Origin of the sequence: Roseibium sp. Sym1 (assembly GCF_027359675.1) — a bacterium.
In the GTDB taxonomy this organism is placed as follows: domain Bacteria; phylum Pseudomonadota; class Alphaproteobacteria; order Rhizobiales; family Stappiaceae; genus Roseibium.
On the sequence record NZ_CP114786.1, the window covers coordinates 4,005,646 to 4,025,736 of the forward strand.

Sequence of the window (20,091 nt, forward strand, 5' to 3'; positions counted from 1 at the left end):
CCAGTCTTAGCGAAGGTTGGTGGTCGTGGAGTACATCTCGTCGGCGGCCTGGATGATTTTCGAATTCATCTCGTAGGCGCGCTGGGCCGAAATGAGGTCGGCGATTTCCGTCACCGCGTCCACATTGGCCATTTCGAGAAAATACTGCTGCACGGAGCCGAAGCCGTTGTCGCCGGGGTTGCCGGTCTCGGCCTGGCCGCTGGCGTCGGTCTCCAGGAAAAGGTTGTCGCCGATGGCTTCAAGGCCGGCCTTGTTGACGAACCTGGCGAGCTGGACCTGGCCGAGCTGGACCGTGTTGCCCGCCTGGTCGACACCCTGAACGACGCCGGTGTTGGAGATCGTTATGTCCTGGGTCGTTTCCGGGATCGTGATGCCGGGATTGACGGTGTAGCCGTCGACCGTCACCAGCTGTCCGTCCGCATCGCGCTCGAAGGAGCCGTCCCTTGTGTATCCCGTGGTGCCGTCCGGCAAGTCGATCTGGAAGAAACCCTCGCCGCGGATCGCCACGTCCAGGGCCTTGCCCGTCTGTTCCAGGGAGCCCTGGGACATGATGCGGGTGGTCGAGGCCAGTTTGACGCCGGAGCCGATCTGAATGCCGGTCGGGACGATGGTGCCGTTGTCGGACGTCTCCGTGCCCATGCGTCTCAGGTTCTGGTAAAGCAGGTCCTGGAAGTCCGCACGCTGCTTCTTGAAACCCGTCGTGCGCATGTTGGCGACATTGTTGGAAATGACTTCGACGTTCAGTTCCTGGGCCTTCATGCCCGTCGCGGCAATATGGAGTGCTTTCATGTCTGTGTTCCCCTATTGCCGATCAGGCCTGAAACCGGCCGAGCGACGAAATCGCCTGCTGGCGCAGTTCGTCCGAGTCTTTCAGGAATTTTGCGACGGCTTCGTAGGTGCGGGTGATCTCGATCAGCCGGGTCACCTCGTAGATGCCGTCCACGTTGGACTGCTCAATGGCGCCCTGAACCACGCGCACACGCTCCGGCGCTCCCGGGTTCTCTCCCAGATAGAGCGTCTCGCCGATCTTCTCGAGGTCCTGGTTGTTCTCGAACGCGACCACCTGGACCTGTCCGCGTACACCCAGCTTGGTTGAAATGGTGCCGTCCTCGGCAATTTCGATCAGACCATCCTCGCGGGTGAACGTCAGGGGGCCTGCGCTGGTCAGAACAGGCCTTCCTTCCGAGGTCACGAGCTGCCCCGTCGAATCGAGATGAAAAGCGCCATTGCGCGTATAGGCCTGTGTGCCGTCGTCCAGCTGCACGGTGAAGAAACCCTCGCCTTCGAGCGCAAGGTCCAGTTCGTTGCCCGTCAGCTTGAAGCTGCCGGTATCGAAATCCGTGTGTGTCTTGTAGTCCAGCACATAGGACAGCGTTTCATCCTGCGACTGGAATTCGGTCGCTTCCGCGATCGGCATCAGGTATTCTTCAAACAGCAGGTTTTCTGACTTGAAGCCGGACGTATTGATGTTCGCCATGTTGTTTGCGACCACATCCAGCTGATTTCGCAAGGCAGTCTGCCGTGACAAGGCGATTAATTGCGCGTTCTCCATGGTGAACGGTTCCCTTCATGCTCCCCGAAAAGCCGGCTGATCTCCCCAGATCCGCTGGCTCGTTAAGGTTAATGCATGTGCCGTGCCAGTTTTTAAATCCTTGGGAAATCTGGGTAAAAGCCGAAGGGGACGGGTGCGTGCGGCAAGAGTTTCCGGCAGAAGTTAACCACTTGGCAATTTTTGCCCGGTGACTCGCGTTAATGGTTCGGTAACCTTTCGTTAACCATTAACTCTTTAGTAATAAATGGCGCGCGCGAGCGCCTGGCTGTAAGCGGAGTGCGGAATGACAGACGAAAACGCCGCAGCCGACGAAGACGGCGACGATGAAGCCGGGGGCGCCGGTTTAGGCGGGAAGAAGCTCTTCCTGTTTGGCGGCCTTGGGCTGGTGCTTCTGCTCGCGGCCGGCGGGGCGGGGTATTATTTCTTCATGATGGGCGACAGCGCACCGGCGCCGGCGCCCGGTGAGGCGGATACCCCGCAGGTCGTCCAGAAGCCGGTGGTGTTTTACGACCTGCCGGAAATGACGGTCAATCTGGCGACGGACGGGCGCACGACGTACCTGAAGGTCAGGATTGCCCTGGAAGTCGAGAACCGCGCGATGATCGAGCAGATCCAGCCGTATCTGCCGCGGATCCTGGATGCGTTCCAGATCTATCTGCGCGAATTACGCCCCGCGGACCTGGAAGGGTCTGCCGGTCTGTTCCGCTTGAAGGAAGAATTGCTCAGGCGGATCAATCTGTCGGTCTATCCGGCAAAGGTTGAAGGGGTCCTGTTCAAGGAAATCCTTGTACAGTGAGGTACTGAATGGCTGACATCGACGACGAAGACGACGATCTGTCCGAAGAGGACATGGCCGACGCCTGGGGCGCGGCTCTCGCGGAGCAGGGCGCCGGAGGCGACGAGGACGAAGATCTCGCCGCGGCCTGGGGTGCTGCCCTGGAAGAGCAGGGTGCGGGAAGTTCCGACGACATGGCGGCCCAATGGGCGGCGATGATCGACGACAGCGAGCCGGACCTGGAAAACGCCACCCGCGGCGCCGACCGCGTTCTCAACCAGGAAGAAATCGACAACCTCCTGGGCTTCAATATCGAAGACACGATCGCGGGTGACCAGAGTGGTATCCGGGCGCTGATCAACTCGGCAATGGTCTCCTACGAGCGCCTGCCGATGCTGGAAATCGTCTTCGACCGCCTGGTGCGACTGACGACGACGTCCCTGCGCAACTTCACCTCCGACAACGTCGAAGTGTCACTGGATTCCATCAGCTCCGTCCGTTTCGGCGATTACCTGAACTCCATCCCGCTGCCGGCCATTCTCGGAGTGTTCAAGGCCGAGGAATGGGACGGATTCGGCCTGATTACCGTTGAATCCAGCCTGATCTATTCCATCATCGACGTTCTGCTCGGCGGCGGTCGCGGCACATCAGCCGTGCGGGTCGAAGGGCGTCCCTACACGACCATTGAAACCGGTCTCGTGCAGCAGATGGTGGCGCTGATCCTGCAGGATGCCGAGCACGCCTTCGCGCCGCTGTCGCCGGTGCATTTCAATCTGGAGCGTCTCGAGACGAACCCGCGTTTCGCGGCGATCTCGCGCCCGGCCAATGCGGCCATTCTCGTCGAGCTTCGCATCGACATGGAGGATCGGGGCGGGTCGGTCGAGATCATGATGCCCTATGCCACGCTGGAGCCGATCCGTGATCTGCTCCTGCAGATGTTCATGGGCGAAAAGTTCGGCCGTGATCCGATCTGGGAAGGGCACCTGGCAACCGAGATCCATGCGGCAGAGGTCGATATCGACGCCGTTCTTTACGAAACATACCTGCCGCTCGGCCGGGTGCTCAGTCTGGATGTCGGCCAGACGCTTGTGTTCGACAAGGAGCCGACCGATCCGGTGATGATCAAATGCGGCAATGTTCCGCTGACCGAGGGCACCCTCGGAAAGGTGGAGGATTCCATTGCCATCCGGGTCGCAAAGAACTTGCGCAAGCCCAAAATGACGCTGGCTGCGTTCGAGCGAGCCATGCAGAGCGAAATGGGGGAACAATGAGCACTTTGCCACTCGGGATGATCATCGAAGGGCTGGTCGCGGTCCTGCTCGTGATCACGATCGGCTATTGCTGGACGCTGAACCGCAGGCTGCAGCGGCTGCGTGCGGACGAGGAAGTGCTGCGGGCCACGATTTCGGAGCTGATGACGGCCACTGAAATCGCCGAGCGCGCGATACTGGGCCTGAAGACCACCGCGGCCAACGCCGACAAGACTTTGGGCAGTCGTCTTAAGCAAGCGGAAACCATGTCTCACACGCTTGCTTCCCAACTCGGTGAGGGAGAGAAAGTCTTTACCAAGATATCGCAGATTGCGGATGCTGCCCGGTCGGCGTCGCCTCATCGTGAAGCCATGCCGCAAAACGGGCCGCAAAACGGGCCGCAAAACGGGCCGCAGAACGGGATGCACGCGCCCCAGCCTTCGCTGGAGCCCCAGTATTACGCGCCCTTGCCGGAAGAACCTGCGCGACAGGCCCCGGCGGTCGAACCGGAGCGACGGCGCAGCAGCCGGACCTCCGATATCCGGAGCGCTGCCGCGGAAGCGACCGCGCGCCTTGAGCAATTCCGCAAACGGAATGGTGCCGCTGCATGAATGTGAGATTGCTGCCACTGCTTGGAATTTCGGCGAGCGCCTTGCTTGCGCTGAAGCTGCTTGGCCTGACTCTCGGGCCGGACAACGCCGAATTTCCGATCAATGGGGCAATTGCGCAGGAAACACCCGCGGGCGCTGACGAGCAGACGATGGACATGCCGGAAATGGCGGATGGAGACGGCGGACCGCCGCCGCCGCCACCGCCCGGCGATGATGTTCCGGATCAGCCTGTTCTGCCGGACAGCCTGGAGATCGGCGGATCCGCCGCCGAGCGGGCGGTTCTGGAGAGCCTGGGCAAGCGCCGCGAGTCCCTGCAGCAGCAGGAAGGCCAGCTGGATCTGCGCGAGAAGCTTCTGCAGGCCACGGAAGAGCGCATCAAGAAACAGGTCGAAGAGCTGAAGAAGCTGGAAGAGCGGATCGAGGCGGCCGTCGAGGAGAAGAAGCAGCAGGAAGAAAACGAGATCGCCGGTCTCGTGACCATGTACGAGAACATGAAGCCGAAGGACGCGGCGCGGATCTTCGACAGGCTGAGCCTGCCGATCCTGCTGAAGGTCGTTCGTCAGATGAAGCCGAGGAAGATGGCGGATGTTCTGGCCAAGATGTCCCCGGAGGCAGCGGAAAGACTGACTGTCGCGATCGCCAGCAACTCCACCGCGCCCGCCCAGCCGGCGCGGCCGGTACAGGCACAGGCGCCGGCGCAGGACACGCTGCCGAAAATTCCTTCAAACTGACGGAACAGAGCGGAATTGACGGCATGGCGTAAGGGCACGTTAAGAACACCTGACTAATAATATTGCGTTGGCGTCACCCAAGGACAGAACACTTTGCCAGGACCGTTCCTGACACCTCTGATCAGCTGCCGGACCGCCCCTGCGGGCGGTGTGGACCTTCCGTCGCGGCTGCCTGCCGCCGTTCGGCTGGTGTTCGTGTACCTGACATTCGTCTGCCTGATGGTTTTGGGCCTGGCCGCAGCGGATTCCGCCCGGGCGCAGCCCCTCGAACCGGTCGAGCTGGATGTATCCGAGGAAGAAGGCTACGGCCGCATCGTGCTGACCTTCAAGGACCGCACGCTGCTGCCGATCTACGACGCGGTGATCACCGGCGGTGTTCTGCGGATATCCTTCGAGGAGCCGATCGATATCAATGTCGACGACGTGCCGCTGGATCTCGGCGACTACGTGACCATTGCGCGGCGCGACCCGGACGGCAGCGCCATACGTTTCGCATTGAAAAGCCAGTACCAGATCAACACGCTGGAAGCCGGTGAAAAACTGTTTGTCGACATTCTGCCGATGACCTGGCAGGGCCTGCCGCCCGGGCTGCCCGACGATGTCGTGCGCGATCTCGCGAAACGCGCCGAAGAGGCGATGCGCAAGGTGCGCGCGCTGGAACAGGCCCGGCTGAAGGCGCAGGAAGGCCCGGAAGTGACGCTGCATGTCGGCGAGCATCCGACATTCACGCGGCTTGTGTTCGACTGGTCGATCAAGTTCGACACGGCTTTCGTGCGTGAGAACGACATCATCAAGGTGACGTTCAATCACCCGGCGCAGCTCGACATCGCCCACCTGAGGGCGCATCTGCCGCAAGGCGTCATCGACGCGACCTCCTTCCTCGACCAGGGCAAGCTGAAATTCCTGATGCGGGTCGAGCCCTCCGTCGATATCCGGGCGTTCCGGGAGGAACAGACCTATGTCATCGACGTGACGCCGGAAAACATGGAAGTCAACGATCCCGCCAACGCGCTGATCAACAAGGAACTGTCCGTCGCCGACAACGAAAACCGCAAGGACATGATCTCCGCTCCGGGACTGAGGGACACGCGGGAGGTCAAGGACCCGCGCGGCCTGCCGCCGACCAATGCGACAACGACGGTTGGCGGTGGCGTCCTGAAGGAATCCAAGGCGGATGAATCGCCTGCCTACACGGTGATTCCGCTCGGCGGGGCAGGCGGAAATGACGGCGCCCGTGCTCCGGAGACCCCGGCGACAGGCGCCGGCGGGCCGGAACACGCCGCGGCATTGTCCGCAGAGCCGGATCCCGAGACGGGACGGGCAAGCACGGAACCGCAGCAACAGACCGCGATGATCCCGCGAACAAAGCCCGGCCAGATTGCAGCCGGGCCGCCGGGCGAGTTGGACGATCGGAGGGAAACCGGCCCCGCCGGAACCGTGATCGCCGCGCCAGGCCCTGATGATGCGACGACCGCTCCGGCGGTCGAAACGCTTCCTGCGCCTGAACTGGCCGCGTCCACGAAACCGCAGCCGGGTGCCGAGGGGAGCCTTGCGGAGGACCAGTTGACGACGGCCGCAATTCCGGGAGGCGCGGACGCCTTCGCGGGTCAGGGGCCAGCATCCGTGCCGCCCATGCAGGACGCTTTGGTCGTTGCCCAGGCCGAGCCCGGCGCGATGCCGCTTGGCGACCCAATGCCGGAGGAAGAGATCGTCCGCGAGGCGCCGATGCTCGACCTGTCCCAGCAGCCGATCGACGGGCCACAGGACACGGCCGTTCCTGACAACAACGGTATTCCAACCCTGGAACCGGTCGAGGCGGTTGACAGCGGTCCGCAAACCGAAGAGCCGGGAGCGGTGTCGCCCGTGCAGATCCAGACCACGCCGTCCCTTGGCAGTGGCGGTGTGCCGGAAGGCATCCAGTTGCCGTCCCAGCCCAAGGTCGAACAGGAGGCCTGGCGCGCCAAGGGAGGCAGCGATCAGGTACAGACGCAGGTGTCTCCGGAAACGCCGCCGGCGAGTTTCGCCCAGGAAGTGCGCAATTTTGTCTCCGCTGAGGCGCGGCGGATCGGCAACACGGTGCGCGTCGTATTCCCGTTCTCCGAACCGGTCTCCAGCGCGGTTTTCCGCCGCAACGACAGTATCTGGCTGGTGTTCGACACCGATGCGACAATCGATACGAGAGGCATGGTTTCGGCGCTTGCCGAGACCGCGGAGACCATCGAGGTCCAGCAGTTCGACGACTATCAGATCCTGCGTCTCGACATGAACGACCCCGTTCTGGCCACGGTGGGTGTTGACGGCAACGCCTGGTCGCTGGTCATCGGGGACCTGATCCTGGAACCGTCCAGGCCCTTGCAGCTGGAACGCACCGTCAGGGGCGATGGAGGCTCCGTGCTCAGGGTACTCTATCAGGATCCGCAGAACATCCGACAGGTCAGCGACCCGTTCGTGGGCGACGCGATTTCGCTGGTGACCGGCTTCGGTCCGCCGCGCGGCCTCTTGAAACCGCAAAGCTTCGTCGATCTGGATGCGCTCAGTTCGGCCCAGGGCATTGCGATCGTGTCGAAGGCCGACGGCGTCAAGATGAAGATCCTGGGCGACGACGTGATCATCGAAAAGGAAGGCGGGCTTGCGCTGTCGAACCAGTATCTCAGGGGAGGGACGGGCGCTCTGAACTCCATCGTCGATCCGGAGGACGGCAACTACGTCGAGTTCGTGTCGCTGAGCACGGAGGGGCCGGGGGCCTACCGGTCCAGGCTACTGGAACTTCAGGACAAGCTGTCGAAGGCACCGGAAGGGCGCCGCCGCAAGCCGCTCATGGCGCTGTCCAGGTTCTATCTGGCTCACCAGTTTGCCCAGGAGGCGCTGGGGCTGATGAAGCTGGCGCTTGAAGAAGAGCCTGCGCTCGCGGAAGACAGTTCCTTCAACCTGATGATGGGTGCGGCCCAGACCATGGCGAACCGGCCCGACGAGGCCTACGGCTATCTGAACCGGCCGGACCTGAAGAACAGCCCGGACGCGGCCGTCTGGCAGACCCTTGTGGACGTCAAGCTCGGGAACTGGACAGCTGCGCGTATTGCCATGCCGCGCGGGCGCGCCGTCGTGGGCAACTACCCGCCGGCCATTCAGACCGAATTCAAGCTGGCCGCCGCCCAGGCCATGGTCGAGGTCAATGATTTCGGCGTCGCCAACGGCATTCTGGCAGAAATCGAACCGTCCGAGGTGACCGGTGCCCAGGCGGCTCGCTACGATATTTTGCGCGGGCGCGTGGCGGATGCGTCCGGGCGCTCCCAGGAAGCGCTGACGGTGTTCGACCTGGTGACGCGGTCCGATGACCGGCCACGGGCAGCGGAAGCCGAATACAGGGCCCTGAGGATCCGTTACCGTGACGGCGAACTGACCGTCGACGAGACGATCAACCGGCTGGCGGGCCTTGCGACCTCCTGGCGGGGCGACGAGATCGAGCTGAAGACCCTGCGTTTCCTGGCGCAGCTTCATGCCGAGCGCGGCCAGTACCGGGAAGCGTTCGAGGCCATGAAATCCGCCGTCCAGGCCGAGCCGGACGCGGACACCACGCGGCTGCTCCAGGAAGAAATGAACGGGTTGTTCAATGCCTTGTTCCTGGACGACAAGGCCGACGAAATGCCGCCGGTCAAGGCCCTGGCGCTTTATTACGATTTTCGCGAGATGACGCCGATCGGGCGACAGGGTGACGAGATGGTACGGCTTCTGGCCAAGCGGCTCGTCGAGGTCGACCTGCTGGATCAGGCAACCGAGCTGCTGCGTCACCAGGTCGACAACCGGCTGAAGGGCGCCGCGCGGGCCCAGATTGCGGCGGACCTAGCCGCCATCTATCTGATGGACCGCAAGGCGGACGAAGCGCTGAGGGTGCTCAACCGGACCCGCCAGGCAAGCCTGCCGTCCACGCTGGAGCGCCAGCGCAACATTGTCGAAGCGCGGGCGTTGACGGAAAGCGGGCGTCCCGACCTGGCGCTCGAGCTGGTTCGCAACATGCGCGGCTCCGATGTCGACCGGCTCCGGGCGGACACGTTCTGGGCGGCGGAGAGCTGGCGGGATGCCGGCGAGCAGCTGGAAGCCATGCACGGGTCCCGCTGGTCCGACAATATTCCGCTCGATGAACTGGAACGCCGCGATATCCTTCGGGCCGCAATTGCCTATTCCCTGGCCGGGGACCAGCTCAGCCTGGAGCGCCTGCAGACGAAATACATGACCAAGATGGCCGACAGCTCGGAAGCGCTCGCCTTCGAGATCGTGACCCGCCCGATCGAGGCGCAGGGTGTCGAGTTTCTGGAAGTGGCGAATCGCCTCGCCGACATCGATTCCCTGGAGACATTCCTGAAGGAATACCGCAGGCAATACATGTCGCCTGACCGGAGCCCCGATCAGTCCGCCGCCGCACCTGTTCCGGACGTCGCAGGCTAGGTGACGGACTCATAAATGAAGACGAAATGGCATGGAAAATGGCGAAACGCCGCCAGGAAGGGTGCGTGGAGCGGGCTTTTTGCCCGGTCGAGCGCGCTGACGACGCGGAGTGAAGCCATTTCCATGTCCTTCGGATTTGACCGAATTGGGCTTCCTCAGCGTCGCGAAAGGCTTGAAAATGAACCACATTTCCTGCGCTTTCGTTCCTTGATGAAGACCAATTCGCCTCAAACCATTTCTTCTTCATTTATGAGACCATCACCTAGAGCGGTTCACGAGAACCGCTCCAGGCCCAAGGGCGTCAGTGTGCGCTTCAGTTGACGGCCTTCTGGGTTTCCGTAACGGGAATCGCGGTCTGACGCGGTTTCTTCAGTTCGGCCTTGTAGCGCATGACCAGTGCGGGGATCGACCTCGTGCTGCGGTCGAGCCACTCGCAGCGGGCCTTCAGGAAGTCGCGATAGGTCTTTTCGTGAATGCCCGTCTGCAGCATGAGGCGCATGATTGCGCCGTCGGCGTCCGACTTCAGGGTGTCCGCGACCACGTCATCCGCAAGGTTGATCTTGCGGCTGATCAGCCAGATGGCGGCGTCGATGCGGTCCTGTTCGAACAAGGTGCGCAAGATGGCGTCGAAGGACAATTCGCCATTGGCGATCTGGATGCTGGCCTCATGCCGGGAGTAGTGCACGCCGTCGAGTTCGATGTCGCCGTCCCGCTGGAGTTCGTCGATCGACTTGGCAAGCCGTTCCAGGTCACCCGATTCCAATGCCTTCTTGAGAGGGACCGGGATCAGGGGACAGTTGGTCTCCAGAACATACATCTGGGTTTCCAGGAACTCTTCATCCTTCATGGCGCGCCGCGCGATGCCGGCAAGAACCTCGGCTTCCGTGTTGGCGAAGATCAGCAGCGCGAGGGTTCCCTTGACCGAGAACGGAGCTTCCAAATTGTCGAGCAGGGCATGGACCACGTTGCGGCTGGCGCGCGCAATCAGCGTGTCCGTGATCTCTTCGGTCAGGTCCGCGCGGCGCGCCACGGACAGGCGCTTGTCGTTGCCGCCGTTCTTGGCCAGCTTGTCGAGGGCGCCCTGGCTGATCATCGGAGAACATTCGATGACAGGTTCCGAGAGCTCGTAGTCTTCCTGTGCGAGGCGGTCCGCAAGATCGGGGATGATGCGGTCGGTCTTGGCCAGGCGGACCACCAGCTCGTACCGCGCGGCTCGGTCAAGCTGGTCGAACACGGACAAGACAATTCTTGAAAAAAGTTCCCGTTCCGTCTCCGACGGATCGTGGTCTTCCGACCGCGCATATTCGCCGACGAGTGTCCGGATGAGCTTCGATCTCGCCTCCGGTTCCCTAATCCTGGCGAGTTGTTCAAGTTGATCTCGTAACACTGACCTGCCGCTATTTACTCCGGGATTCAATTATCCCGCGTTGAAACGAAACTATTACAGTTCGATCTTAATTTTCTTCTACTTTTTCCGAGTTCCGAGGATGCGGTCAGCCGCCGCCGAAACTCTTGACAAGCGAGCCGGCCACCAGGTTCCAGCCATCGACGAGAACGAAAAAGATCAGCTTGAAGGGCAGGGAAATCACGACCGGTGGCAGCATCATCATGCCCATGGACATGAGCACCGAAGCGATCACCAGATCGATGATCAGAAAGGGAAGATAGAGCAGAAAGCCGATTTCAAAGGCGCGCCGCAGCTCGGAGATCATGAACGCCGGCACAAGGGTTGCCATGGAAAGGTCTTCCGGGCCTTCGGGGGCGTCCTGCCCCGACAGTTCCTGAAACAGGGCCAGATCCTTCTCTCGCACCTGGGACAGCATGAAGCTCCGGAACGGATCGGATACGCGCTCATAGGCCTGTTCGATCTCTATATCGCCGTCGACGAGAGGCTGCACGCCCTCGTTATAGGCCAGCTGGAGCGTCGGCATCATGATGAAGGCGGACAGAAACAGTGCCAGGCTGACCATGACCATGTTGGGTGGGGCGGTCTGAAGGCCGATCGCGGATCGCAGCAGCGACAGGACGACCACAATTCGCGTGAAACTTGTCACCATGATCAGGATCGACGGTGCCAGGGAAAGGACCGTCAGCAGGATGACAAGCTGAACGGCGCGTTCCGTCAGGCTGGCATCATCACCAAAGCCGACCGAAATCTCCTGCGCCGCGGCCGGTCCGGCCAGAACGGCAAGAAGCGCTGTCGCCAAGGCGGCGAGCCCCATGATCCAGCCGGAACGCGAAAGTCGTTCGACGCGGGACATCAGTTTGGCTGCCCGCCCAATTCATCGAGAATTTTCGCCATCTCATCTTCTATCGGGTTCTTGTCGCCAAGACCGGTGGTCGGCCGCGGAGCTGTCCGGACCGGCTCGACCGTCTTTTTGATCTCACCTTCTCCAGCAACGGGGGAGGCATCCCCAAGGGGGGAGTGCGGCTCTTCGGGTTCTTTCCCCGGTGCTTCGGTTTCCTGGGGAGCCGGGACGGGAGCGGTTCCTTCGGTCCTGGCGGGTTCCGCGGTTTCCACCTGCGCTTCGGCCGAGGCGGCAGGGGGTTCCAGAAGGTCGCTCATGTCGAGCTCTATTCCGGGCGCCGGGGATTTTTCGGCGGCTATGTCCGGATGCGGCTCCGAGGCCGGCTGGGCCGGCATGTTGCCCGGCTCATCCTGGTCGGGCGTCGAGGCTTCGGTCCCGTGGACTTGCCCTTGCCCTGCCTGCGATGGACCGTCGAGGGGTGCGGCCGGCAGCTCTTCACCGTCCGCGTTTTCCGCGCCGGCGTTGTCCACGGATACTGCTGACGGCGCGGTGTCGGTGGCAGGCAGTGAAACGGCCGGCGACATCGATGTCCTTTCGGATTGCGAGTCGCTTTTTTGAGTGACTTCGGCACCGGTGACGGGGTCGGCTGCCTCTGCCGCGACCTTGACCGGTGCAGCCGCCAAAACCGGTTCGACCTTGCTCTGCTGCTGCGGGCTCTCGAGAGGCTTCAGCAAGGCTGTCTTGGCGCGGGCGGCGGGGCCGGACGCGGGCGGCGTGATCGATTGCGTGCCGTAGGAGGGCCGGTCGCGCGGTGAAAACGGCCGTGCCAGGGAACTCAGCCTTGAGACGGGTTTTCCGCTCTCCGCCGGCTGGGACAGGCTTGAGGGCTTGGCGGCGGGACGCACAGCAGGTGCGTTTTCGGCCTGCTTCGGATCTTCTTCCCTGGCGAGTGCGGGGGCCTTTGAAGGGTTTCTGCCGAAACCGTTCTGGGTCGCTGCCCGGAGCAGGTCCGCAGCGCGGTTGGGACCGCGATGGGGGGCATCCGCCTGCACGGTTGCCGCGGCCTTTCCGGCATCGGCGCTTTTGACCGGTGCTTCGGCTGGAGCCATTGCAGGCGACGGCGTGTTGAGGCCGGGCGAGGCGAGGTCGGGTCTGTCCCGCGATGCCGGGGCGGAGGGCTGATCCGGCTCCGCCGTTTGTGGCCGGGCCGAAGCGGACGGCGATTGCATGGACGGGGTCGACCGTGCGGGAGACGCAGGTGGCCTTGCCTGTGCGGCCGGCGGCGGCACGGGCTCGCTCTGGGCGACGAGATCATCCGGTCGCACCGGAATGTCGGGGCCGGGTGCCATCGGTCCCCTGACCGGAGCCGTGCCTGCGAGACCGGCTGGCGCCGGGTGGCCCGGGCGGGCCTGCGTCAGGGGCGTGTTGCGAATGATGTTCTGCTCGACGACGACGTCGCTGGGGCCGCCGACCAGGAGCAGATGCTCGATATTGTCGCGCCGAATGAGGACGAGGCGCCGCCGCGTATCGACGGACGCGGTGTCCATCACGGCTATGCGCGGCTGCCGGTTACGGTTCTGCGATGTCTGACCGCCCATGAGGCGCTTGAGGACGAAAATGAAGAGACCGAAAAGCAGCAGAACCACTGAAAGCGCCAGAATGACGGCTATGGCCTGCGTGACGCCTCCGCTCACGTTGAATGTCGTTTCAATCCAGTTGTACATCGTGTCCTCGTGCCGCCCCGCATGCGGTGTGATTGCCCTTGCCGGTTATCCCGGCATTTTGCCCCAATTGGGGAGGTGCGCCTTTATCCCCAGTAAATCCAGCCGATGTTCCCGGGGCGGTCTCTTAGCCGCAACACTCTTTGAAGTCTTGCCTTTCCGGGCAGCGGCCGAGTTCAGGCTTCCTGAATGTCCGCATCTGTTTCTTGCCGCGCCGCTTCGAATCTCACTAGGGCTTAAAGTTAACAGAAGCAGGCAAAATTTGCCCGTTGAGGGGACTGCTCTTTTTGCGAAATGCAAAGGAAAGTTTCTCCTTCCACCGGTTTTTGAGCGGTTTGCGCCCCACGCGAAGATTTGGCGTTAACCAATCATTAACCATTTGGGCGGCAATCATTGCCGGGTTGGTTAACGAATGGTGAATCGCATGGCCGTGACGGATCTGCCCCTGTTCCAGGCGCTGAAATCGAAGATGCAGTGGCATCAGGCCCGCCAGGGCGTGCTTGCGGAAAACATCGCCAACGCCGATACGCCCGGCTACCAGTCGCGCGACGTGAAGGCCTATTCCTTCCAGGAGCATATCGGGCGGCAGTCATTCGGGCTCGAGACGGCGACAACGAAGGCCGGGCACATCGCGACGACGATTTCCGGACAGGGCAAGGTCGAGGCGGAAGAACATGAAACGTTCGAGATCACGCCGAGCGGCAACAGCGTCAACCTGGAAGAGCAGATGATGAAGATCACCGCCAACCAGATGGACTATCAGGCCGCAACCACCCTCTACACCAAGGGGCTCGGCCTGATCCGCAAGGCCCTGTCGAAGAGCGTCTGAAACCTGGGACCAGAAGAAAAAGGACTAGGATCATGGACCTGATCAAATCGCTGTTCATCTCCGCGAGCGGACTGAAGGCCCAAAACGGGCGCATGCGTGTGATCGCAGAGAACATCGCCAATGCGAACTCGACGGCCAGGACGCCCGACGAGGACCCTTACCGGCGCAAGATCCCGACCTTCAAGTCGCATTTTGACAGGGAGCTCCAGGCAAACACGGTGGAACTCGGCAAGCTCGCGGAAGACACGACGGAGTTCAAGACCGTGCACATGCCCGGGCATCCGGCCGCCGACGAAAAGGGGTTCGTGAAGCAGCCCAATGTCAACACCCTCATAGAAACCACGGACATGCGCGAAGCGCAGCGGTCCTACGAGGCCAACCTGAACGTGATCGACACCACCCGCAAGATGCTGCAGCGGACGATCGATATCCTGCGCGCGTAAGCCAAAAGTACCGAATTGGGAGCCTGAGCCATGTCCACCACATCGATCGCCAACAACGCCTACCAGATGGCCGCGAAGCTGCAACAGCAGGCCCGCGCAATGGAGGACAGCGCTCCGAAGGCGGAAACGGTCGATTTCGGCCAGATGGTGCAGGAGGCTGTCGGCACGGTCGTCGACAAGGGGCGCGTCGCTGACGACAAGGCGGTGGCGCTGGTGGAAGGCAAGGCCGATGTCGTTGACGTGGTGACCGCGGTCGCCGAGACCGAGATCGCCCTGGAAACCATGGTTGCGGTACGCGACCGGGTCATTTCCGCCTATGAGGAAATCATGCGGATGCCGATCTGACCGGGCCTTTGAAAGGGGCATGACATGACTGGCGGTGAGGTTTTGGACGTCGCCCGCGAGGCGGTCTGGACCATGATCTTCGTGGCATCACCGATCATGATCGTCGGTCTGCTTGTCGGCGTCGTGATCGCACTGTTTCAGGCGCTCACGCAGATCCAGGAAATGACGCTGGTCTTCGTGCCGAAGATTCTCGCGATTTTCGTTACCATTCTCATCACGCTGCCTTTCATGGCGCAGCTGCTCCAGTCGTTCATGGGGCGCGTGACCGAGATGATCCTGGCCTCCGGCTAGGGCGGCGGTACGCATGACGATCCAGCTTGATTACCTGCCCGATGTTGCCGCTGCATTCATGCTCATGTTTGCACGGCTCGGTACGATGATCATGCTGCTGCCGGCACTCGGGGAAAGTACCATCCCGACACGTTTCAGGCTGACGATCGCCTTGGCACTGACGCTCGTGCTCTATCCCGTGGCAGCGCCGCAATATCCCGACGGACTGACCGAGAACGCGCCCCGTCTGGCGATGCTGCTGTTCGGCGAACTGGCGATCGGGTTCGGCATCGGCCTGTGCGGGAAAATGATCACCGCCGTCCTTCAGATTGCCGGCGTCGTCATGGCCAACCAGTCGGGTCTTGCATTCGCGCTGGGGACCGACATTGCCAACGAGGGGCAACAGGGCGCGCTCTACGGCAATTTCCTCTCGATCCTGGGTATCACGCTGGTGTTCGTCACGGACACGCATTACCTGGTCATCGCCGCCCTGCATGACAGCTTCACGATCTTTCCGCCCGGCATGGCCCCGTCCGTCGGCGATTTTTCCCAGAATGCGGCGGAAACGGTCGCTCACGTGTTTTCGATCGCGGTGCGCATGAGCGCACCCTTCCTCGTTGTCGGTCTGGTGTTCTATTTCGGCCTCGGCCTGCTGAACAAGCTGATGCCGCAGATGCAGATCTTCTTCATCGCAATGCCCGTGAACATCGCGATCGGGTTTTTCCTTCTCATGGCGCTGGTTGCGACGCTGATGATGTTCTATCTGGAGCATTTTCAGGAGTCGCTCGGCAAGTTCATTGTGGGATGACACAGCACAATGGCTGACGAGACCGATCAATCGGAGAAAACCGAGGACCCCACGCAAAAGCGCTTGAAGGAAGCGCATGACAAGGGGGACGTACCGAAATCGCAGGAAGTCAGCACCTGGTTTACCCTGGCCGGGGCGACGCTGATGATCGCCATTCTGGCTCCGGGCGCCGCGACCGCGCTCGGCGACCTCATGAAAGGCTATCTGGAACACGCGCATCAGATGCCCATCGACGGCCATGCGCTGAGGGTTCTTTGGCGCGACACCGGGCAATCGGTCGCCATCATCGTCGCTGTGCCGTTGCTGGCGCTGGTGATCATGGCGGTCGCCGGCAATCTTGTGCAGCACCAGCCGTTGTTCACGACGGAGACCATCAAGCCGAAACTGTCCAAGGTCTCGCCGCTCTCCGGTTTCAAGCGCCTGTTTTCCGCAGACAGTCTGGTGAACTTCGCCAAGGGCATGGCAAAGATCATGATTGTCGGTGCGGTGATGGTGGCCGTGATGTGGCCGCACAAGGATGAGGCGGACGTCATCATCTTCGCGGATCCGAGCGTGATCCTGCAAGAGGCGCGGGTGCTGATCCTGCAGTGTCTTGCAGCCATCCTGGCCGTGATGACGGTCGTTGCCGCCGCGGACTTCATCTACCAGAAGAACAAGTGGTGGAACAAACAGAAGATGTCGCTGCGCGAGATCAAGGAAGAGTTCAAGCAGACGGAAGGTGACCCGCAGGTCAAGGGCAAGATCCGTCAGCTCAGAATGGAGCGGTCGCGCAAGCGCATGATGGCGGCAGTTCCGGCGGCAACCGTCGTGGTGACCAACCCGACCCACTTTGCTGTTGCACTGAAATACGAGGAGGGCATGGGCGCGCCCCTGTGCCTTGCCAAGGGGACGGATGCCGTTGCGCTCAAAATGCGCGAGATCGCAAAGGAACACGACGTGCCGGTGGTCGAAAATCCGCCACTTGCCCGGGCACTTTATGCGACAGTCGATATCGACCAGGAAGTTCCGGAAGAGCACTACAAGGCAGTTGCGGAGGTCATCGGCTTCGTCTTCCGCATGCGCAAACGCGCAAAATGGCGGTCGAACTGACCTTTCCCGGAATTCGCTTCTGCACAATCGGCCGGGGCTCATACCAACCGCAATTAATAGGAACCGATCTGATGTCGTTGTTCCGGTTTGCCGGCAAGGCGCGTTGCGCAGGACGGCCTGGTTGGCCGTTCAAGCGGCGCAACGCCGTCCGGCGGGCCGGAACAGGCCACCGAAGGCCGCGTTTGGAGGCTGTTCTGCCGCGTCGCAGATTTTGGACGATACCCCGTATCGATCTGCAATCTGCTCCTTGCCGAACAGTCTCCAAACGCGGTCAGATGGGTTCCTATTAATTGCGGTTGGTATAACAGGTGAATTTCAACAGGACTTGGTCGCATATCAGTTGAAATCGGCTATTAAGCACAGAATGCTTATGTACGGCCCGTTCAAATGCGAATCGCGCCGGGGAGACAGGATGGATGAATGACATGGACGGAGCGCCGAGCGGGCCGATGATCAGTCGCCCGGAGCGGTCCGGCAACATAGGTCTTCTGATAGGCCTGGCCCTGCTGCTGGTCGGCGCGGCTGCTGCCTTTGCGGTCATGGATCGCGAAGTCGCGCAGCCGTTCATCCTTGCCTTGCTCGGAATCCTGGCCGTTGTCGGCGTGTTCTGCCTTTTCGCCGGCGCCATAGGATTTCTGCGCCTGTCCGCACGTCCCGGTGAAGCCAATCCACTTGCCTCCGCGTTTGTCGACACGCTTGAAGACGGTGCCCTGATCACGGATCTGGACGGCCGTCTCGTCTATGCCAACAAGGCCTATGCCGATCTGACCGGCGCGGAAACCGCCGCCGACATCCGTGTGGTCGAACGCGTGTTCTCCTCCGATCCGGACGCGGCCGATGCCATTTTCCGCCTGTCCCAGGCCATGCGCGACGGGCGCCGGGCGCAGGAAGAAATCCGCATGCCGTTTCCGCTCGGCCGCGCGGACGGCACTGCGCGCTGGTACAGGGTCTCCGTGCGTCCGCTCCAGGTGTCCAGGGAGCGCGGCGGCGGCAAGCCGATGGCGGTCTGGCAGCTGGCCGATATCACCCGCGACCGGGCAGAGCAGGAAAACTCGTTCCAGGAGCTGCAACGCGTCATCAATTTCCTCGATCACGCGCCGGCCGGCTTCTTCTCCTGTGACGCCGAGGGCCGGCTTGTCTACCTGAACGCGACGCTCGCCGACTGGCTCGGCTACGACCTTGCCCAGTTCGATGCCGGCGACCTCGACCTGTCCAGCATCGTGCGCGGCGACGGAACCGAGCTGATCCGCTCTCTCAAGGGCCAGGCCGGCGAGGTCAAGAGCGAGACCTTCGATCTCGATTTCGTCACCCGCAACGGCCGCGGCCTGCCGGTACGGCTTCTGCACCGGGTTCCCTTCGGCGAGAACGGCCAGCCGGGTGACAGCCGCACGCTGGTGCTGAACCGGTCACGCGGCGAAGAGGCGTCCGAGGCGCTCAGGGCGGCCGAAGTCCGGTTCGCGCGCTTCTTCAACAACACGCCGATAGCGATTGCATCGCTCGACAAGGAAGGCCGGGTTCTCAGGACGAACGCTCCGTTCCTGAAGCTGTTCGGGGCGGTCGATACGGATGATGAATCGCCCAAGCTCGAAGCCTATGTGGCCGAGAGCGGGCGCGAGGAACTGTCGAAGTCCCTGCAGGCGGCCGCCAACGGCATCGGCGAGATCGCGCCGATCGACATTCCGCTTGTGGAAGGCAACGACCCGCGTTCGGCAACCTTCTACGTGTCCGCGGTCCAGGAAGGCGAGGGCGACGGCGAGGCCGCGATTGTCTACGCGCTGGAAACCACGCAGCAGCGCGCGCTGGAAGCGCAGTTCGCCCAGAGCCAGAAGATGCAGGCCATCGGCCAGCTCGCCGGCGGCGTCGCCCACGATTTCAACAACGTCCTGACCGCGATCATCGGCTTCTCCGACCTGCTGCTCGCCAGCCACCGTCCGACCGACCCGTCCTTCCAGGACATCATGAACATCAAGCAGAACGCCAACAGGGCCGCCGGCCTGGTGCGGCAGCTGCTGGCGTTCTCGCGCCGCCAGACGCTGCGGCCGCAGCAGCTGGAACTCAACGATGTCCTGGCGGACCTGTCCATCCTTCTCGACCGGCTGCTCGGCGAGAAGGTGGAGCTGAAGGTGATCCACGGCCGGGATCTCTGGCCGGTCATGGCCGACCTCAACCAGCTGGAGCAGGTGATCGTCAACCTGGCGGTGAATGCGGGCGACGCCATGTCCGACGGCGGCCGGCTGACCATCCGCACGCGCAACGTGACCGAGGCCGAAAGCACGCAGTTCGACAACACCCGCGGCATGCCTCCGGGCGAATACACGCTGGTCGAGGTCGAGGACACCGGCCACGGCATGCCGCCGGACGTCATGGAGAAGATCTTCGACCCGTTCTTCTCCACCAAGGAAGTCGGCAAGGGCACGGGCCTGGGCCTGTCGACCGTCTACGGCATCGTCAAGCAGACCGGCGGCTTCATCTTCTGCACGTCCGAAGTGGATGCAGGCACCACCTTCCGCCTGTTCCTGCCGCGGCACATTCCGCAGGTGGTCGAGGAGAAAAAGAAGGAGCCGAAGGAAAGCGAACCGGAAAAGGTCACCGATCTGACCGGCTCCGCCACGATCCTTCTGGTGGAGGACGAGGAGGCCGTGCGTGCCTTCGCCGCCCGTGCGCTCGCCTCGCGCGGCTACACGGTCCACGAGGCGGGTTCCGGCAACGAGGCGCTGGAGGTCATGGAAGAGACCGATGGCGAGGTCGATCTGGTGGTGTCCGATGTGGTCATGCCGGAAATGGACGGCCCGACGCTGCTGGTCGAATTGCGCAAGACCCGTCCGGACCTGAAGATCATCTTCGTCTCCGGTTACGCGGAAGACGCCTTCGAGGAAAACCTGCCGGAAGGCGAACAGTTCTTCTTCCTGCCCAAGCCGTTCACCCTGAAGCAGCTGGCGACCACCGTGAAGGATGTCTTGAACGGGTAGCGTCAA

General features: G+C 62.3%; 18 protein-coding genes. 12 read left to right on the plus strand and 6 right to left on the minus strand.

What is annotated here, in order from left to right; genetic code table 11:
- Positions 1-6 precede the first annotated feature (6 nt).
- Together flgG and flgF are read right to left on the minus strand one after the other, a co-directional pair.
- Entirely contained in the window at positions 7-789 is a 783-nt protein-coding gene (gene flgG / locus O6760_RS18195; RefSeq protein WP_269581128.1) for a flagellar basal-body rod protein FlgG, read from the minus strand.
- A gap of 22 nt (positions 790-811) precedes the next feature.
- Positions 812-1,552 carry a flagellar basal-body rod protein FlgF gene (flgF, locus tag O6760_RS18200; RefSeq protein WP_442969803.1) on the minus strand — a complete coding sequence of 247 codons (741 nt, stop codon included), beginning with the start codon at positions 1,550-1,552 and terminating at the stop codon, positions 812-814.
- Between the two features lie 283 nt (positions 1,553-1,835).
- On the opposite strand from flgF, the gene O6760_RS18205 reads away from it, so the two are divergent.
- The 5 genes from O6760_RS18205 to O6760_RS18225 all read left to right on the plus strand — a co-directional run bounded on the left by O6760_RS18205 (position 1,836) and on the right by O6760_RS18225 (position 9,362).
- Complete coding sequence (locus tag O6760_RS18205; RefSeq protein ID WP_269581130.1) at positions 1,836-2,348, plus strand: flagellar basal body-associated FliL family protein; 513 nt, start codon at positions 1,836-1,838, stop codon at positions 2,346-2,348.
- Between the two features lie 53 nt (positions 2,349-2,401).
- Positions 2,402-3,598: a flagellar motor switch protein FliM gene (gene fliM, locus O6760_RS18210; protein ID WP_269586302.1), complete on the plus strand. Its 1,197-nt coding sequence runs from the start codon at positions 2,402-2,404 to the stop codon at positions 3,596-3,598.
- Positions 3,595-4,188: a DUF6468 domain-containing protein gene (locus O6760_RS18215; RefSeq protein WP_269581131.1), complete on the plus strand. Its 594-nt coding sequence runs from the start codon at positions 3,595-3,597 to the stop codon at positions 4,186-4,188. The genes fliM and O6760_RS18215 overlap by 4 nt, the downstream gene beginning before the upstream one ends.
- A complete protein-coding gene (locus tag O6760_RS18220) occupies positions 4,185-4,919 on the plus strand; it encodes a MotE family protein (RefSeq protein ID WP_269581132.1) in 735 nt (244 codons plus the stop codon). Before O6760_RS18215 ends, O6760_RS18220 begins: the two co-directional genes overlap by 4 nt.
- Before the next feature lie 219 nt (positions 4,920-5,138).
- Positions 5,139-9,362 carry a hypothetical protein gene (locus tag O6760_RS18225; protein ID WP_442969931.1) on the plus strand — a complete coding sequence of 1,408 codons (4,224 nt, stop codon included), beginning with the start codon at positions 5,139-5,141 and terminating at the stop codon, positions 9,360-9,362.
- Here O6760_RS18225 and O6760_RS18230 read toward each other — a convergent pair.
- From O6760_RS18230 to O6760_RS18245, 4 genes are all read right to left on the minus strand, one after another.
- Positions 9,359-9,481 (minus strand): hypothetical protein, encoded by a 123-nt coding sequence (locus O6760_RS18230; RefSeq protein ID WP_269581134.1) that lies wholly within the window; start codon positions 9,479-9,481, stop codon positions 9,359-9,361. The two genes, O6760_RS18225 and O6760_RS18230, sit on opposite strands and share 4 nt — an antisense overlap.
- Before the next feature lie 194 nt (positions 9,482-9,675).
- The gene (locus O6760_RS18235; protein WP_269586303.1) at positions 9,676-10,596 is read right to left on the minus strand and encodes a DUF2336 domain-containing protein; all 921 of its coding nucleotides are present in this window, start codon (positions 10,594-10,596) and stop codon (positions 9,676-9,678) included.
- A 259-nt stretch (positions 10,597-10,855) separates the two neighbouring features.
- The gene (fliP, locus tag O6760_RS18240) at positions 10,856-11,623 is read right to left on the minus strand and encodes a flagellar type III secretion system pore protein FliP (RefSeq protein ID WP_442969804.1); all 768 of its coding nucleotides are present in this window, start codon (positions 11,621-11,623) and stop codon (positions 10,856-10,858) included.
- Positions 11,623-13,335: a flagellar biosynthetic protein FliO gene (locus O6760_RS18245; RefSeq protein ID WP_269581135.1), complete on the minus strand. Its 1,713-nt coding sequence runs from the start codon at positions 13,333-13,335 to the stop codon at positions 11,623-11,625. Before O6760_RS18245 ends, fliP begins: the two co-directional genes overlap by 1 nt.
- Positions 13,336-13,756: 421 nt before the next feature.
- Here O6760_RS18245 and flgB point away from each other — a divergent pair, with 421 nt between their 5' ends.
- From flgB to cckA, 7 genes are all read left to right on the plus strand, one after another.
- Positions 13,757-14,161, plus strand: a complete 405-nt coding sequence (flgB, locus tag O6760_RS18250) for a flagellar basal body rod protein FlgB (RefSeq protein ID WP_269581136.1) — start codon at positions 13,757-13,759, stop codon at positions 14,159-14,161.
- Between the two features lie 32 nt (positions 14,162-14,193).
- Complete coding sequence (gene flgC / locus O6760_RS18255; RefSeq protein WP_269581137.1) at positions 14,194-14,604, plus strand: flagellar basal body rod protein FlgC; 411 nt, start codon at positions 14,194-14,196, stop codon at positions 14,602-14,604.
- A gap of 30 nt (positions 14,605-14,634) precedes the next feature.
- Entirely contained in the window at positions 14,635-14,949 is a 315-nt protein-coding gene (locus O6760_RS18260; protein ID WP_269581138.1) for a flagellar hook-basal body complex protein FliE, read from the plus strand.
- 24 nt (positions 14,950-14,973) lie between these two features.
- On the plus strand, positions 14,974-15,240 hold the full coding sequence (gene fliQ / locus O6760_RS18265; RefSeq protein WP_269581139.1) for a flagellar biosynthesis protein FliQ: 267 nt from the start codon (positions 14,974-14,976) through the stop codon (positions 15,238-15,240).
- Between the two features lie 13 nt (positions 15,241-15,253).
- A complete protein-coding gene (gene fliR / locus O6760_RS18270) occupies positions 15,254-16,027 on the plus strand; it encodes a flagellar biosynthetic protein FliR (RefSeq protein WP_269581140.1) in 774 nt (257 codons plus the stop codon).
- 9 nt (positions 16,028-16,036) lie between these two features.
- Positions 16,037-17,116 (plus strand): flagellar biosynthesis protein FlhB, encoded by a 1,080-nt coding sequence (gene flhB, locus O6760_RS18275; RefSeq protein ID WP_269581141.1) that lies wholly within the window; start codon positions 16,037-16,039, stop codon positions 17,114-17,116.
- A gap of 416 nt (positions 17,117-17,532) precedes the next feature.
- On the plus strand, positions 17,533-20,085 hold the full coding sequence (gene cckA, locus O6760_RS18280; protein WP_269581142.1) for a cell cycle histidine kinase CckA: 2,553 nt from the start codon (positions 17,533-17,535) through the stop codon (positions 20,083-20,085).
- Positions 20,086-20,091: the final 6 nt, after the last annotated feature.